The sequence below is a fragment of the Pseudonocardia acidicola genome, assembly GCF_012911935.1.
Taxonomy (GTDB): domain Bacteria; phylum Actinomycetota; class Actinomycetes; order Mycobacteriales; family Pseudonocardiaceae; genus Pseudonocardia; species Pseudonocardia acidicola.
Map to the genome: position 1 here is coordinate 1 of NZ_JAAXLA010000116.1, position 14,471 is coordinate 14,471.

The 14,471-nt window shown below is 71.1% G+C and carries 16 protein-coding genes; 12 read left to right on the forward strand and 4 right to left on the reverse strand.

All coding sequences use genetic code 11. From position 1 onward, the window contains the following. The first annotated feature begins 340 nt into the window (after nucleotides 1-340). The 9 genes from HF526_RS37585 to HF526_RS32785 all read left to right on the forward strand — a co-directional run bounded on the left by HF526_RS37585 (nucleotide 341) and on the right by HF526_RS32785 (nucleotide 8,558). The gene (locus HF526_RS37585) at nucleotides 341-418 is read left to right on the forward strand and encodes a putative leader peptide (protein WP_420821676.1); all 78 of its coding nucleotides are present in this window, start codon (nucleotides 341-343) and stop codon (nucleotides 416-418) included. 123 nt (nucleotides 419-541) lie between these two features. Beyond that, complete coding sequence (locus HF526_RS32750; protein ID WP_169385537.1) at nucleotides 542-1,399, forward strand: ABC transporter permease; 858 nt, start codon at nucleotides 542-544, stop codon at nucleotides 1,397-1,399. Beyond that, nucleotides 1,396-2,142, forward strand: a complete 747-nt coding sequence (locus tag HF526_RS32755) for an ATP-binding cassette domain-containing protein (RefSeq protein WP_169385538.1) — start codon at nucleotides 1,396-1,398, stop codon at nucleotides 2,140-2,142. Before HF526_RS32750 ends, HF526_RS32755 begins: the two co-directional genes overlap by 4 nt. Continuing rightward, the gene (locus HF526_RS32760; protein WP_169385539.1) at nucleotides 2,139-3,257 is read left to right on the forward strand and encodes an LLM class flavin-dependent oxidoreductase; all 1,119 of its coding nucleotides are present in this window, start codon (nucleotides 2,139-2,141) and stop codon (nucleotides 3,255-3,257) included. Before HF526_RS32755 ends, HF526_RS32760 begins: the two co-directional genes overlap by 4 nt. After that, complete coding sequence (locus HF526_RS32765; protein ID WP_169385540.1) at nucleotides 3,254-4,351, forward strand: Rrf2 family transcriptional regulator; 1,098 nt, start codon at nucleotides 3,254-3,256, stop codon at nucleotides 4,349-4,351. The genes HF526_RS32760 and HF526_RS32765 overlap by 4 nt, the downstream gene beginning before the upstream one ends. Next, a complete protein-coding gene (locus HF526_RS32770; RefSeq protein ID WP_169385541.1) occupies nucleotides 4,348-4,806 on the forward strand; it encodes a cupin domain-containing protein in 459 nt (152 codons plus the stop codon). The genes HF526_RS32765 and HF526_RS32770 overlap by 4 nt, the downstream gene beginning before the upstream one ends. Nucleotides 4,807-4,849: 43 nt before the next feature. Next, complete coding sequence (locus tag HF526_RS32775; protein ID WP_169385542.1) at nucleotides 4,850-5,833, forward strand: ABC transporter substrate-binding protein; 984 nt, start codon at nucleotides 4,850-4,852, stop codon at nucleotides 5,831-5,833. Between the two features lie 95 nt (nucleotides 5,834-5,928). Continuing rightward, nucleotides 5,929-7,197 (forward strand): MFS transporter, encoded by a 1,269-nt coding sequence (locus tag HF526_RS32780; protein WP_338051915.1) that lies wholly within the window; start codon nucleotides 5,929-5,931, stop codon nucleotides 7,195-7,197. Then, entirely contained in the window at nucleotides 7,194-8,558 is a 1,365-nt protein-coding gene (locus HF526_RS32785; protein WP_169385544.1) for an LLM class flavin-dependent oxidoreductase, read from the forward strand. Before HF526_RS32780 ends, HF526_RS32785 begins: the two co-directional genes overlap by 4 nt. A gap of 830 nt (nucleotides 8,559-9,388) precedes the next feature. Here the strand turns inward: HF526_RS32785 and HF526_RS32795 are convergent. The 3 genes from HF526_RS32795 to HF526_RS37220 all read right to left on the reverse strand — a co-directional run bounded on the left by HF526_RS32795 (nucleotide 9,389) and on the right by HF526_RS37220 (nucleotide 11,616). Then, the gene (locus HF526_RS32795; RefSeq protein WP_169385545.1) at nucleotides 9,389-10,654 is read right to left on the reverse strand and encodes a glycosyltransferase; all 1,266 of its coding nucleotides are present in this window, start codon (nucleotides 10,652-10,654) and stop codon (nucleotides 9,389-9,391) included. Between the two features lie 13 nt (nucleotides 10,655-10,667). Beyond that, on the reverse strand, nucleotides 10,668-11,234 hold the full coding sequence (locus tag HF526_RS32800; protein WP_169385546.1) for a TetR/AcrR family transcriptional regulator: 567 nt from the start codon (nucleotides 11,232-11,234) through the stop codon (nucleotides 10,668-10,670). Nucleotides 11,235-11,352: 118 nt separating this feature from the next. After that, entirely contained in the window at nucleotides 11,353-11,616 is a 264-nt protein-coding gene (locus tag HF526_RS37220) for an ATP-binding protein (protein WP_211178149.1), read from the reverse strand. Between the two features lie 181 nt (nucleotides 11,617-11,797). Here HF526_RS37220 and HF526_RS32810 point away from each other — a divergent pair, with 181 nt between their 5' ends. Beyond that, nucleotides 11,798-12,112, forward strand: a complete 315-nt coding sequence (locus HF526_RS32810) for a hypothetical protein (protein ID WP_169385547.1) — start codon at nucleotides 11,798-11,800, stop codon at nucleotides 12,110-12,112. Between the two features lie 223 nt (nucleotides 12,113-12,335). Here HF526_RS32810 and HF526_RS32815 read toward each other — a convergent pair whose 3' ends face one another. Further along, nucleotides 12,336-12,827 (reverse strand): HIT family protein, encoded by a 492-nt coding sequence (locus HF526_RS32815; protein ID WP_169385548.1) that lies wholly within the window; start codon nucleotides 12,825-12,827, stop codon nucleotides 12,336-12,338. 50 nt (nucleotides 12,828-12,877) lie between these two features. Here HF526_RS32815 and HF526_RS32820 point away from each other — a divergent pair, with 50 nt between their 5' ends. Further along, complete coding sequence (locus tag HF526_RS32820; RefSeq protein ID WP_169385549.1) at nucleotides 12,878-13,516, forward strand: hypothetical protein; 639 nt, start codon at nucleotides 12,878-12,880, stop codon at nucleotides 13,514-13,516. A 9-nt stretch (nucleotides 13,517-13,525) separates the two neighbouring features. After that, entirely contained in the window at nucleotides 13,526-14,443 is a 918-nt protein-coding gene (locus tag HF526_RS32825; protein ID WP_169385550.1) for a hypothetical protein, read from the forward strand. Nucleotides 14,444-14,471: the final 28 nt, after the last annotated feature.

Below are 14,471 nucleotides of genomic sequence, written 5' to 3' on the forward strand. Positions count from 1 at the left end.
GGGTCGGGGCGTTCCGCATCGCACAGACCTGAGAGCTGTTGACACTACGCAATTCCGACACACCCATCGTGTTGACCTCGGATAACGGCCCAGATCCGGGGTCAGGAAGCCGACGAACGGACAGGGCCTGTACCGCCGCCATCGGCTCTCGCTCACGTTGAGGTTTTCGCGCTGCAGGTGAGGAGCGACCTGGGAGTTCTCACTGAAACGTGAGGAAGCCGTCGTGTCGCCGTGGCCCGCCAACCGGCGCGCGCCGTCCCACCCCGAACCCCGTGAGCTGGTTCACAATTCCAACCTTCAGGGTTGGGATTGCGCGGGGTACGCCGTTAGCGTCCTGCCCATGGCCGGACGCACGATGCTGACGAAGCGGGGTCACATCGACCTGCTTCGCGTGTCGTCGGCCCTCTGTCCGCGCTGACCACCCTGCCGTCGCCCGACAACCCCGGGCGGCGTGTCCTGCACGGTGTCCCGGATCAGCGTCGGCCCATCCCCGCTCTCCGTCTGGACACCCGTGTGCCCATGCCCGTCCAGCGGAGATCCCATGACTGTGACCGACGGTCACGCACGCGCCGACACATCGCCGCGAACCACCATTCCCATCCAGACCGTGCGCGGCACCCCCGAAAAGGGCGAGAGCCGCGTCCCGCGCTGGCTGTTCAAGACGTTCTCGCCGATCGCGCTGGTCGCGCTGTGGCAGATCCTCAGCTCGACCGGCGTTCTCACGTCCGACACCCTGGCCTCGCCTGCGGACGTGGCCCGCGCGGCCGCCGGCATGTGGGCCGACGGTCGACTGCAGGACGCGGTGGCGACGTCGGTCGGCCGGGTCCTCGCCGGCCTGGCGATCGGGCTCGTCGCCGCGGTGGTGCTCGCGACACTGTCCGGCCTGTTCCGCCGGGGTGAGGACCTGATCGACGCGCCGATGCAGATGCTGCGCACGATCCCGGTGATCGGCCTGATCCCGTTGCTGATCATCTGGTTCGGCATCGGCGAGGAACCGAAGGTCGTGCTCATCGCCCTGGCCGTGACCTTCCCGCTCTACATGAACCTCTACGGCGGGATCCGCAACGTCGACTCGGCGCTGGTGGAGGCGGCGAAGACGCTCGGGCTGGGCTGGTTCGGCCAGGTCCGGCACGTGATCCTGCCGGCCGCGATGCCCAATGCTCTGGTGGGGCTGCGCTACGCGCTCGGCTCGGCGTGGCTGGCGCTGGTATTCGGCGAGACGATCAACGCGACCTCGGGCATCGGCTACGAGATGAACAACGCCCGGGAGTTCTTCCAGACCGACGTGATCGTCGTCTGCCTCGTGCTCTACGCCGTACTCGGCCTGCTCGGCGACCTGATCGTCCGGATCCTCGAGAGGGTGGTGCTGTCGTGGCGGCCGGCGTTCAGCGGGGCGTGACCGCCGCTTCCCCCGGCGCGGCGAACCGACCGGTGTCGGTCCGCGGGCTGACCCGCCGTTTCGGTGACCGGGCGATCCTGGACGGCCTCGACCTCGACATCGAGCCGGGCCAGTTCGTGGCCCTGCTCGGCGCGAGCGGCTGCGGCAAGAGCACGCTGCTGCGGATCCTGGCCGACCTCGACCGCGCCATCGAGGGCACCGTGCAGGTCGCGCAGCGCCGGGCCGTCGCGTTCCAGGCACCCCGGCTGATGCCCTGGAAGAAGGTGTGGCGCAACGTCGCGCTCGGGCTACCCGGTCGGCCGGACCGGCGCAGGGCGGTGGCCGCGCTGGAGGAGGTCGGGCTGGGGCACCGTACCGAGGTCTGGCCCAAGACGCTGTCGGGCGGGGAGGCACAGCGGGCGTCGCTCGCGCGGGCGCTGGTCCGCGAGCCCGATCTGCTGCTGCTGGACGAGCCGTTCTCGGCACTCGACGCGCTGACCCGGCTCAAGGCCCAGACGCTGGTGGGCGAGCTGTGGCAGCGGCGCGACTGCGCGGTCCTGCTGGTGACCCACGACGTGGACGAGGCCCTCACGCTGGCCGACCGCGTGCTGGTGATGAACAACGGACGTATCGGCTACGACGCACCCGTCGAGCTGGATCGGCCCCGGGACAGGGGCGAGCCCGGGTTCCTGTCCCTGCGCACCGAACTGCTGGCCCGGCTGGGCGTGCATACAGCACCGCCGGAGAACGAGGAGAGAAGATGACCGTCGAGTTCATCGGGATGATCGGGAGCCAACACGTCTCCGAGACCCACCCCGCGTCCGGTCCCGTGGTGGACCGGGAGTTCGTCCGGCGTTTCACCCGCGCGCACGAGGAGGCCGGCTTCGACAAGGTGCTGGTCGGCTACAGCTCCAGCACCCCGGAGGGCCTGCAGATCGCCGGCTACGCCGCCGCCCACAGCGACCGGCTCGGCTTCCTGGTCGCGCACCGGCCCGGGTTCGTCGCCCCGACGCTGGCCGCCCGCACCTACGCCACGCTCGACCAGCTGTCCGGCGGCCGGGTCGCGATGCACGTGATCAGCGGCGGCAGCGACGCCGAGCAGCGCCGCGACGGGGACTTCCTGGACAAGGACGAACGCTACGACCGCACCGACGAGTACCTCGACGTGGTCATCCGGACGTGGACCGCCGACGCGCCGTTCAGCCACCACGGCCGGCACTACCGGGTCGAGGACGTCGACGCCGAGATCCGGCCCCTGCAGCAGCCTCGCATCCCGGTCTATTTCGGTGGGTCCTCGGCGGCCGCGTACCGGGTCGGCGGCAAGCACGCCGACGTGTTCGCACTGTGGGGCGAGCCGCTCGCCGGGACCACCGAACAGATCGCCGCCGTGCACGCCGCCGCCCGCGCGGCCGGCCGCACCGACCTGCCCCGGATCAGCGTGTCGTTCCGGCCGATCCTCGGCGCGACCGAGGAGCAGGCGTGGGAACGCGCGCACCGCATCCTCGACCGCATCCACGCCGCCAACGGCGGGCACGGTTCCTTCACCGGCACCCGGATGCACAGCGAACGGCCGTCGAACGTGGGGTCGCGGCGTCTGCTCGCCGCGGCCGAGAAGGGCGAGCGCCACGACCGGGCACTGTGGACCGCCACGGCGGCCGCGTCCGGCGCGGCCGGGAACTCCACCGCGCTCGTCGGGACCCCGCAGACCGTGGCGGCCGCATTGCTCGACTACGTCGACATCGGCGTCAGCACCCTGCTGATCCGCGGCTACGACCCGCTCGACGACGCCGTCGCCTACGGCCGGGAGCTGATCCCGCTGGTCCGCCAGGAACTGGGCCGCCGGCAGGCGGCAGCGGCCACGACCGGAGCCCGGGCATGACCGAACCGATGGTGTGGACACCCGACGCCGCCTCCCGCGGCACGGTCGTCGTCCTGCACGGCCGCGGCGAACACCCCGGCGTCTACCAGCGCCTCGGCCGCCGGCTGGCGTCGGACGGCTACACCGTGGTGGCACCCGACCGCGGCCACGGCGAGCCGGACGTCGCCGCGCTGCTCGACGGCCACCCCGCCGGCACCCGGTTGCTGCTCGGCGTCGACTCCGGTGCCGTCCAGGCGTGGGCCCTCGCGGCGTCGGCCGGACTGGACGGTCTGGTGCTCGCCGGCCTGCCCCTGGAATCCGGCGCCGAGCTGCCCGGCGACCGCGATGCCGAGCTCGCCGCCCGCACCTCCTGCCCGGTTCACCGGGCCCTCATCACCGACGACCCGGGCTTCGGCTGGGGTGCACTCGCCGATCCCGTCGACACCGCACCGGCCGCGCTGCCGGACCTGCCCACCCTGATCCTGCACGGCGACACCGACCCGATCGCGCCTGTCGCGCCGGTCCGGCTGCTCGCCCGGCGCCACCCCCGCGCGGAACTCGCCGTGGTGAAGGACGGCGTGCACGACGTGGTCAACGACCAGTTCCACCGCAGCGTCGCCGCCCGGCTCGTGCTGTTCTTCGAGGAGATCGGCAAGGGCGCGGTGATCCTGCCGGAGCCGGAAGCGGCTCCCACCGCCCGGTCGATGCGTTCGCGCCGGTCCGCGCCGCTGCACGTCTCCGCCCGGGTGGACTACGCGCTGCGCGCGGTCGCCGAGCTGATCCGAGCCGGCACCGAGCCGATGCGCTGCGAGACGATCGCCCGGGCCCGGGGGATCCCGCTGAACTCGTTGGTCAACCTCATGGTCGAGCTGCGCCGGGCCGGCCTGGTGCGCAGCCGGCGCGGCTGCGAGGGCGGCTACTGGCTGGCCCGGCCCGCCACCGAGATCACGGTCGCCGACGTCGTCCGGGCCATCGAGGGCGAGATCGTCTCGCTGCACGCCGACGGGCCGGACTCCTGGCTGTGGCACCGGCTCGGCCAGACCGTCGCCGAGTTCCTCGAAGGATGGACCGTCGGCGACGTCGACGCCGGACAGACCCGGGCGGCGGCCCGATGAGCGCGACCGAGGGATTCCACCCGGACCTGCACCACCCCGACACCACCGCGCCGCTGCGCGCCCGCCTGCACCACATTCGGGCGGGCGACCTGGTCGGCGACACCGCGCAGACCACCGGGATGCGCCGGCTCGAAGCCATCAGCGGCACGACGGTCGGCTCGGAGAAGATCTGGACCGGCGAGACCCACGTCGCGCCCGCCACCGCGTCGGGCAACCACCACCACGGCGAGTCCGAGACCGCGATCTACGTCGTGCACGGCCGCCCGGAGTTCGTCTTCCACGACGGCACCGAGGAGGTCCGGATCGTGACCGGGCCCGGGGACTACGTGCTCGTGCCGCCGTTCGTCCCGCATCGCGAGGAGAACCCCGATCCCGACGACCCCGCCGTCGTCGTGATCTCCCGCAGCACCCAGGAGGCGATCGTGGTCAACCTCCCTGAGCTCTACCCGCTGTAGCGGCCCCGCCTCCCCGCGCTCATCTCGTTCCCCGGAGGAACCCATGTCTGTCCGACGACGGCTCCTGCCCGCCCTGATCGCCGCGCTCGCCCTGGCCCTGCCCGCCTGCTCGAACGGCTCGGCCGCACCGGCCGGCCCGGTGGACCTGTCGAAGGTGACGCTGCACGTCGGTGACCAGGCCGGCATCCAACAGGCCCTGCTCCAGGCATCCGGCGCGCTCAACGGCGCCCCGTACGCGGTGCAGTGGGCAGAGTTCCCGGCCGCGGCCCCGCTGCTCGAGTCCTTGCGCGCCCGCGCGATCGACATCGGCATCGCCGGCGACGCCCCGACGCTCAACGCGCTGGCCGCCAGCAACGACATCACCATCGTGGCCGGCAACCGCTCGCCCCAGCAGGGCGGCCTGGCGATCATCGTGCCGGCCGGCTCACCCATCAAGACCGTCGCCGACCTGCGCGGTCACACCGTGTCCCCGACCACCCAGGGCAGCATCGGCCACTACCTGCTGCTGCAGGCCCTGGCCCAGGCCGGCCTGACCGCGCAAGATGTGAAGATCAGCTTCCTGCAACCCGTCGACGCCGCAGCCGCACTACAGTCCGGTGCGATCGACGCCTGGTCCACCTGGGACCCCTACACCGCGGTCGCCCAGAAGGAGCAGGGCGTCAGGGTGCTGCGCGACGCGACCGGGCTGGCGTCCGGGCTGAGCTTCCTCGACGCCAGCAACAACTCCCTCGACAACCCCTCCCTGCGCGCCGCGATGACCGACTTCGTGCACCGCTACAACCAGGCACTGCAGTGGGCGCAGGCCAACCCGACCGAGCTCACCGGCATCTACGCCAAGCTCACCGGCCGCTCGCAGGACGTCGCCGGACTCGTCGCGCAGCGCTCCCAGCGCTCGGGGATCCCGCTCACCCCCGACGTCGTGGCCGAACTGCAGCGGGTCGCCGACAACTACCGCCGCTACGGCGTGCTACACAACGACGTCGTCGTCGCCCAGCGCATCGACGACCTCGGCACCGCACGCTCGTGAGGGCGCGGGGGAAGATGCACCAGGGAACCATTGCGTTCGCCGGCAACCAGCCGGCCGCCGGCGCCCCCGCGCCTCCGCGCCCCCGGCGGGCGGCGGTGGCGAGCCTGGTTGGCACGACCATCGAGTGGTACGACTTCTACCTTTACGCCACGGCGTCAGCCATGATCTTCGGCCCGCTGTTCTTCTCCGACGTCGATCCCGCGGCCGGGGTGCTCGCCTCCTTCGCCACCTACGCCGCAGGGTTCGGTGCACGCCCGATCGGCGCGCTGGTGGCCGGGCACTTCGGTGATCAGGTGGGCCGCCGAACGGTGCTGGTCGCGTCGCTGCTGCTGATGGGCGTGGCGACCGCGGCCGTCGGTGTGCTGCCGACCTACCCACAGGCCGGTCTGCTGGCCCCGGCGCTGCTGGTCGTGATGCGGTTGGTGCAGGGCCTGGCCGTCGGCGCGGAGTGGGGCGGTGCCGTGCTGATGTCGGTGGAGCACTCTCCGGATCGGCGGCGCGGGCTCTTCGGCAGTTTCCCGCAGATCGGCTCGCCCGCCGGGATGTTGCTCGCGTCGGCGATCTTCGCCGGTGTCCGCGGATCCATGGACGCGCAGACCTTCCTCGCATGGGGCTGGCGGGTGCCGTTCCTGATCAGCCTGGTGCTCGTGGGCCTCGGCCTGGCGATCCGGCTCGGCCTGGACGACCCGCCCGTGTACCAGCAGGCCCGCCGGCTCGACGAGATCCCCCGACGGCCGGTGGTCGAGGTGCTGCGGACCCGCCGCCGCAACCTCTGGCTGACGATCGGCATGCGGATGTCGCAGAACGCGCTGTATGTCCTGTGCACGACGTTCGCGCTGACTTACCTGGCCCACGGGGGAGCGGCCGATGCCGGCGCCGGGCTCACCGCGGTGATCATCGCCTCGGCGATCGGGTTGGTGAGCACGCCCCTGTGGGCGGTGGTATCCGACCGGGTCGGGCGGCGCCCGGTCTACCTGGCCGGCGCGGTCGGCGCCGCGATCTTCATGATCGTCTTCTTCTTGTTGCTGGACACGGGGTCGCCCCCGCTGATCGTGCTGGGCATGGTGGTCGCGGTGAACGTGTTCCACGACGCCATGTACGGCCCACAGGCGGCCTGGTTCAGCGAACTGTTCGCGACGGGTGTCCGCTACAGCGGGGCGTCCATCGGCTACCAGTTCGGCTCGGTGCTCTCCGGTGGCACGGCGCCACTGATCGCGGCGGCCCTGCTGCTGGTGGGTAGAGGTGGGCCGTGGCTGATCTGGGGATACTTCCTGCTGCTGTCGGTAATCACGATCGTCGCGACCGTGCTGGCGCCGGAGACCCACCGGGTGCCGATCGCGGACCAGAAGGGTGCCCCCGCATGAGCCGGATCCTGCTCAACGCCTTCGACATGGCCTGCGTCGGACACCAGTCGGCGGGTCTGTGGCGTCACCCCGACGACCAGGGCCACCGCTATCGCGACCTGGACTACTGGACAGACCTCGCGCTGCTGCTCGAGCGCGGCGGCTTCGACGCGCTGTTCCTTGCCGACGTGCTCGGTGTCTACGACGTGTATGGCGGGTCGCGCGACGCGGCGGTCCGGCAAGCCGCGCAGGTACCGGTGAACGACCCGGTGCTCGCCGTACCGGCGATGGCGGCCGTCACCGAGCGGTTGGGATTCGGGGTGACGTTGTCGCTGGCCTACGAACACCCCTACACCCTGGCTCGGCGGATGACCACGCTGGACCATCTGACCAAGGGCCGGGTCGCGTGGAACATCGTGACGTCCTACCTGGACAGCGCCGCGCGCAACCTCGGGCGGGGTGAGCAGATCCCCCACGACGAACGCTACGAGCTCGCCGAGGAGTACCTCGAGGTCTGCTACAAGCTCTGGGAGGGCTCCTGGGAGTCCGACGCGGTCGTGCGCGACGCGCAGCGCGGCATCTTCACCGATCCCGGGAAGGTCCACGACATCGAGCACAAGGGCCGGTACTTCGACGTGCCGGGCCCGTTCCTGTGTGAACCGTCGCCGCAGCGTACCCCGGTCCTCTTCCAGGCCGGTGCATCGCCGCGGGGCGCCCGGTTCGCCGCCATCCACGCCGAGGCGGTCTTCGTCAGCGGTCCGACACCCGCGGTGGTGCGGCGCTCGGTCGACGCGGTGCGCCAGCAGGCCGCGGCGGCAGGGCGTGACGCGAAGGCGATCAAGATCTTCGCGATGCTGACCCCGATCACGGCCGCAACCGACGCCGCCGCCTACGCCAAACGCGACTCCTACCTCGAACAGGCCAGCCATGAGGGGGCGATGGCCCTGTTCGGCGGCTGGACTGGCGTCGACCTCGCCGACGCTCACTCTGACGACCGGCTGAAGTACGTCGAGACCGACGCGACCCGCTCCGCGCTGGCCGCATTCACCACCGCCGACCCGGATCGGGAGTGGACGGTCGGCGAGCTGGCCCGGTTCATCGCCATCGGTGGCCGTGGCCCCGTCGTGGTGGGCTCCGGCGCCACGGTGGCCGACGAACTCGAACGGTGGGTGGAAGAAGCCGACGTCGACGGATTCAACATCGCCTACGCCGTCACCCCGGGCACTTTCACCGACTTCATCGAACATGTCGTTCCCGAACTGCACCGCCGAGGCCGGACGCACCGACCCCCAGCGGCGTCGACGCTGCGGGAGAACCTCGGTACGGCGCTCGGCCCGGGGCTGCCGGACGACCATCCCGGCGCGCGTTACCGGCGAGGCTGACCGAGCGGCTCGGCAGCGCGTCGACCGGCTGATGACCCGGAGAGCACGCATCGGCTTGCGCCGCACGGCTGGCGGTTCTGCTCCAGCTGTGATCCCCCGCCCGAAGACCATCGCCCGCGCCGGCCGACAACCCTGACGCAGCGCCGCACCGCCAGAAATTCCTCATGTTCGCTGAGACATCCCGTACGCGCCCGTCTCACTGAAGTTGAGCAATCCGCAGGTCAACGACCCTGGCTCTCCTCAACTTCACTGAGAACGGACAGCAACCTGCAGGAAGGCCGCCACGACCTGGCCCGCCACGTCTTCACGGCCGTCGCGGCGACCTACGCCGCGCCTTCCACGAGGGCTCGGAAGACCCGCTCGGCGCTCGGGCTGGTCCTGAACTGCATCGCGCTGTGGAACACCATCTCCGCCGCGCCACCACCGGAAACACCCGCCGATCCCAATCCTGACCACCGCCACCAAGTGGGGAACTTCGGTGAGTAACTCTGGCCAAGATCAAGCGCCATCAGCGTCGCGGATCTCACCGCTACGGAGCCAGGCCGTGATGGCCGGGAAGAGGTCCTGGCGCAGCGCAGTGATCCAGCCGCCGAGCTTGTTGCGGCTACGGAGCCCGGGGCCGGAGTCGGCACAGGCTCGTCGGGTCAAGGCCCTGGTCAGCGGGGCGCATCCGCTGACTGGGACCGACTCGTGCGCCTGACGTGCGGTGTCCGGGGCGAACCTCGCGATCGTAACGATATCGCGTAGCGGACTAATATGCCCATGCGCGTCACGGTGTCACGAATCGGCGCAATCGCACGCGCGACGTCCGAAGCGTGTGGTGCACCGGGTTAGGTGCGCGTGTGGTCACCGGCTGGGTGGGCGAGGCCCTCGAGTTCGGTGAGTGCGGTGGTGCTGTGCGCGTCGGCGGTGATGCGCCCGGCCAGGTGACGGGCTCGTTGGGTGAACGAGGGCTCGTCGAGTAGGCGGTGGAGCGCGGCCGCGATTGCAGCGGGCTTGGCGGTGGGCTTGAGCCGCAGGCCGGTCCCGGCGGCGACGATGCGCGCGGCGTTGTTGGGCTGGTCTCGTCCGAGCGGGATGACGAGCTGGGGCACCCCGGCGGCGGCGGCCTTGATGACCGTGCCGTGTCCGCCGTGGCTCACCACCGCCGCACAGGACGGGAGGATCTCGCGGTGCGGCGCGGCGCGCACGACCCGCACCCGGCTGCTTCCAGGCACCTCGGCGGGGTCGATCTCCGGGCCGGTGGTCACCAGCCCGCGAACCGGTAGCGCGTCGAGAGCGGCCACGACCCGGCGCAGCAGGTCGGCCTGGTCCATGAAGGTCGACGACATCCCGACCAGCACCAGCGGCTGGTCACCGGGTGGGGGTTCGACCGGGTCGACCCATACCGGGTCGTCGAGCTGCGGGCCCACGTAGCGGACGTTGTCCGGGAGCTCGGCCGGGAAGTCGAACGCCGGCGAGGTCATCACGAGGACCCGGGCCGCGCGGCTGTGCTGGTCGAACACGTGCGTCAGGGGTGGCAGCCCGAGGTCGGCGCGGGTGGTGTTGAGCCGTGCTAGTCCCCGGTCCCACATCCGCGTGGTCATCCCGTGGATGAGGGCGTCGCGGGTGCGGCCGAGCGGTGTCCGTGCCGGCCGCCACGGCGTGCCGAACGGGGGCATGCCCCGGGCGGGCATGAGGTAGCAGTTTGGCACCATCACCCCGACCGGCACCCCACGCGCCTCCGCGGCGACCATCCCGCCCAGCATCAGCATGCTGGAGACGAGCGCGTCCGAGCCGTACTCATCGAGCGCCGCACCGACCTCCCGGGAGTAGGCGGCCGAGGGGCCGGCGATGACCCGGTCGAGCAGCATCCCGACGATTCGCTGCGGGGCGGACAGGCGGGTGTCGCTGAACGGGTCCTCGTCCTCCGGGCGACGCCGATGGGGAACGTCCTGCCATGGCCGGAACGTCGCTCCGGCAGCTTCCACGGCCCGCTGCAGCGGTGGCCCGGCGAGCACGACGACCCGGTGTCCGCGCTCGGTGAGCTTCCGAACGAGCGCGAGCTCTGGGGGCACGCTGCCGCCGGCGTCCCAGATCGTCACGAGGTAGTTCATCGCGCACCTTCCCTCAGTCAGGCGGGACGAGCGCCCCGCGAACGAGCCGTTCCATGACACGGGCGGTCTCGGCTTGGGAGACACCGAGATCGCGGCGAAGCAACTTCCACGTGTAGACGTCCATGGCCGCGAACAGCGCGAGCACGGCGGACCGGCGGTCGCGCGCACCGGCCGGCAGATCGGCCGCGAAGATTTCTTCAATCCAGGCGCGATGGCGCTCGCGGCCGATGCGCGAGACCTCGGCGAAAGCGGGGAAGCGGTCCTCGAGGGCCAGCACACGGATGACGAGGTCACCCATCATCTCGTACTGGCGCAGCACCACCCGGATCGCGGCGCGCGCGTCGCCGACGCGCGCGGTGGCCCTCAATGCGTCGATCTCGCGGGCGTAGTCGAGGGCGTACTCCAGGAACAGGTTGTCCTTGCTGCCGAACCGGTTGAGCAGGGTCTGCGTGCTGACACCGGCCTCCTTGGCGATCGCCCCGAGCGTCACCTCCTCGTACGGCGCGTTCGCGAAGCGGGCCCGGGCGGCGGCGAGGATTCGCCGGTGCGTCTGCTCCGCGGCTTCGGCCCGTGCCGTCATCCGGTACTCACGCGTCGATTTCATTGGAACGAAAGCCAAGCACAGAGTTGGGTGTCGGTCAAGCGAAAGACAGCAGCGTCGTGCGTCCGACCTGCGCGAACAACGCCTCGCGTACGCACTAGTCGAAGGTCGCCTTGGGGACCGAGGAGGCGGACAGGTCGAACTCCTCGAGGGCCTTGGCGACCGGGAACCCGGCGGCCTTGCGCCGGTTCGCGATGTTGGAGGCGTCCCGGGCGGTGACCTCGGCCTCGACCAGGGTGCGCAGCAGCTCCTCGGGGCGCCACCGCTGGGTTCGGGCGGTGAGCAGCAGCTCCGGCGCCAGGCGGCGCATCGCGGCCAGCTTGAGCCGTTTGAGCCCCGCCTCGAGGTCCACTCCGATCACGGGAGAACCCAGCCTCCACTGAACACGGGGCGCTTCAAAGCGCCGCGGTGAACTGAGCTTGACCCCATAGCACGGACAGCCTTGCACCCAGCTACTGCCGGCGTGGCGGCTATCGTTCCGACACCCACCCCAGAAGGCACCCACCCGCAGTACGACCACTGTGCGACGAGAGGGAGCCTTCGTGGCATCAAGCAAGCCGGAAACCCGCGACCTTCGTCTGCAGGCGGTGGGACTGTACTTCCTCACCCTCCCGCGGCCGGATCTTCGCGCCCTCGCTGAGGAGTTCGGCATCAGCTACGACTCCGTGTGGCGAGCAGTCAGGAAGGGGGAAGCCATTCTCGACGGGCGCGTGGTCGGTCTTCCCTCCGAGGACGAGGAGTTGCGGAGGCTCCGCGCGGAGAACGCCCGCTTGAAGGACAAGGTCCAGGCGCTGAGCAGCACCCTGCGCGTGTACTTGGCAGCCGAGTCGGAGCCGCCGGAGCCGCCGTCGGGATGATCTAGATCTTCCGGTGGCCGGCGGCGTATGCCTTCCCCGCAGCGGTGACAGCGTTCGGCAACCGTGACCGGGGCGGAAACCACCGTAACGCCAGTAACCACAAGGTTTCCGTGGTTCTAGCGGCTGAGAGGTCGCTCCCGTGGGGGAGCGCCCCGCAACACGGGCGCCCGCAGCGCCACGCCGACGAGCTGGTCCAGGGTTGTACGGGCTCGCCACGGAGTCGTCAGCGGGGTTCCGCGACCGGCCCCATCCCCGCCTCGGCGGTGATCCTCATCAGCTCCTCGGCCAGCTTCGTCCGCAGGGCGTCGTGGCGGCTGTCGAGCCGGTGGCGCGGGTCCTTGCGGTCCGGGTAGGTCCACACCGGGGAGCTGCGGTGCGCGGCCGGTTCCCAGTCGTAGCGCGGGTGCACGTGCGCGTGCAGGTGCGGCCAGGAGTTGCCCAGCACCTCGTAGTTGACCCGCCGGAACCGGGGATCGAGCGCGCTGCACACGTTCTGCACCGCCTCGCCCAGCAGCGACATGTCGAGCAGGAAGTCGGCCCGCTCGGCGCGCGGCAGGTCGGTGAGATGGTTCGCCTCGCCCCGGTAGAGCAGCAGGCAGTATCCGGGGAGGTGCTGGGTGTCGCCGATGACCGCCCAGCCGGTCTTGAGCCGGGCCAGCACGGTGGGATTCTCGCCGCGTTCCGCGGCCGCGAGGCGGCCTTCCACGCCACTCATACTTCCAGTGTATAGACATTGCACCGTGCGATCTATACTAGACTGGCCTGATGATCGACTCGACGGATTTCCTGGTGCAGCTCTGCGCCCTCGCCGAAGGACAGTGGGGCCAGGTCGCACTCGCCCAGATCGCCGACCAGGTGCCGGCCCCAGTCATCGAGCACTGGCACCGGGTCGGCATCGTCGAACCGGTGATCGACGGGGTCGTGCGCGTGCGCGCCGGCGCCCGACACCCCTTCCCCCGGCTCTACGCGGCGTGGCTCCGGCTGGATCCGGAACCGGCCTGGCTGCGGACCCCGCCCACGCTTGCGGTGGTGTCGCATCGCTCCGCGGCGCGGCTGTACCGCGTCCTGGACCACACCACCTCCGTACCCGAGTTCACCGCGGCCGCGCCGGCGCTGCAGCCCACCGACGCGGTCGTGCACCGGGCACCGCTGCGCGAGCAGGACCGCCGCGTGATCGCCGGGCTGCCCGTCACCAGCCCGGCCCGAACCCTCGTCGACCTCAGCACCGGCGCCGGACTCGACCTCGCCGAGCTCGGCCGGATCGCCCAAGCCCTGATCGCACAGAGCTGGACCACCGCCGACCAGCTCGCCGGCGATCTCACCGACGTCTTCACACACCTCGGCGCGCCCCGCGACGGCGACAAGTGGCTCCACGCCGCGCTCGACGCCAGCACGGCCGCCTGAACCCGCCCGATGCCCGAACCCGCCGGACACCTCGGCCCCGACTTCCGCGAGCACTTCCCCACCTGGCAGCACCTGCGCGCATTCATCGCCGAGCACGCCCGCTACCCCGAATACAGCCCCGGCCGGGCCCTGCACCAACTCGTCATGGCCGACCTGATGAGCCAGATGAACACCGCAACCGCGGACTGGCACCTGCTTGGCTCACTCGCCCTGCCCGTGCGCCCGCATCCCGCCGACCCCTGGCCCACCGATCTCCGGCCGGCCGCGCATGACGTCCACCCGTCCTACTGCATGCCGCGCACCGCGTTCGACCTCGACCTCTTCGCGTTCCACCTGCGCCAGCACACCGCCCCCGACTACGGCCGCGACGTCGTCGCCGCGGTCCACGCCGCCGCACCACCAGTACCGCGGGAACCCGGCGCCGGCACCGGCCTCGCCGGCCTGCTGCGCTACTCCGCCAACCCGCTCCACGTGCACGACACCGGCCAGGTCATGGGCACGGTCAACGCCCAACCCGTCGACGACCGCTACGGGACCGCCGACCTGAGGCCCGTCGACGACCCCCTGATCATCGAGATCGACATCAAACCACCGAGCAAGATCCAGATTTCTGGCCCGCCGGAGCCGTCGTATCGGTCCGTGGTCGGGCTCGAGGTGCCCGGTGTCCAACCCATCCGTCCGTCGCTCTACCCGCTGGCCAACCAGGTCGCCGACAAGATCGTGCTCCTCACCGGCCCGCCGGTGAGTCTGCGCGAGACGGGCACGGAACCGTGGCACCGCTACAAGGACCTGGTCGACCTGCACTTCATCGTCAAGACCTGCCGGATCGACGGCGACATGCTCCGCCACGCGATCGCCCACAACTGGAACTGGAATCACCTCGACGCCACCCACCTGGCCCACCGATCTCCGGCCGGCCGCGCATGACGTCCACCCGTCCTACTGCATGCCGCGC

Bases quoted from the DNA above. Each gene is read 5' to 3' on its own strand.
- HF526_RS37585 (WP_420821676.1), top strand. From the start codon at position 341: ATGGCCGGACGCACGATGCTGACGAAGCGGGGTCACATCGACCTGCTT.
- HF526_RS32750 (WP_169385537.1), top strand. From the start codon at position 542: ATGACTGTGACCGACGGTCACGCACGCGCCGACACATCGCCGCGAACC.
- HF526_RS32760 (WP_169385539.1), top strand. From the start codon at position 2,139: ATGACCGTCGAGTTCATCGGGATGATCGGGAGCCAACACGTCTCCGAG.
- HF526_RS32765 (WP_169385540.1), top strand. From the start codon at position 3,254: ATGACCGAACCGATGGTGTGGACACCCGACGCCGCCTCCCGCGGCACG.
- HF526_RS32770 (WP_169385541.1), top strand. From the start codon at position 4,348: ATGAGCGCGACCGAGGGATTCCACCCGGACCTGCACCACCCCGACACC.
- HF526_RS32775 (WP_169385542.1), top strand. From the start codon at position 4,850: ATGTCTGTCCGACGACGGCTCCTGCCCGCCCTGATCGCCGCGCTCGCC.
- HF526_RS32785 (WP_169385544.1), top strand. From the start codon at position 7,194: ATGAGCCGGATCCTGCTCAACGCCTTCGACATGGCCTGCGTCGGACAC.
- HF526_RS32795 (WP_169385545.1), bottom strand. From the start codon at position 10,654: ATGAACTACCTCGTGACGATCTGGGACGCCGGCGGCAGCGTGCCCCCA.
- HF526_RS32800 (WP_169385546.1), bottom strand. From the start codon at position 11,234: ATGACGGCACGGGCCGAAGCCGCGGAGCAGACGCACCGGCGAATCCTC.
- HF526_RS32815 (WP_169385548.1), bottom strand. From the start codon at position 12,827: ATGAGTGGCGTGGAAGGCCGCCTCGCGGCCGCGGAACGCGGCGAGAAT.
- HF526_RS32820 (WP_169385549.1), top strand. From the start codon at position 12,878: ATGATCGACTCGACGGATTTCCTGGTGCAGCTCTGCGCCCTCGCCGAA.
- HF526_RS32825 (WP_169385550.1), top strand. From the start codon at position 13,526: ATGCCCGAACCCGCCGGACACCTCGGCCCCGACTTCCGCGAGCACTTC.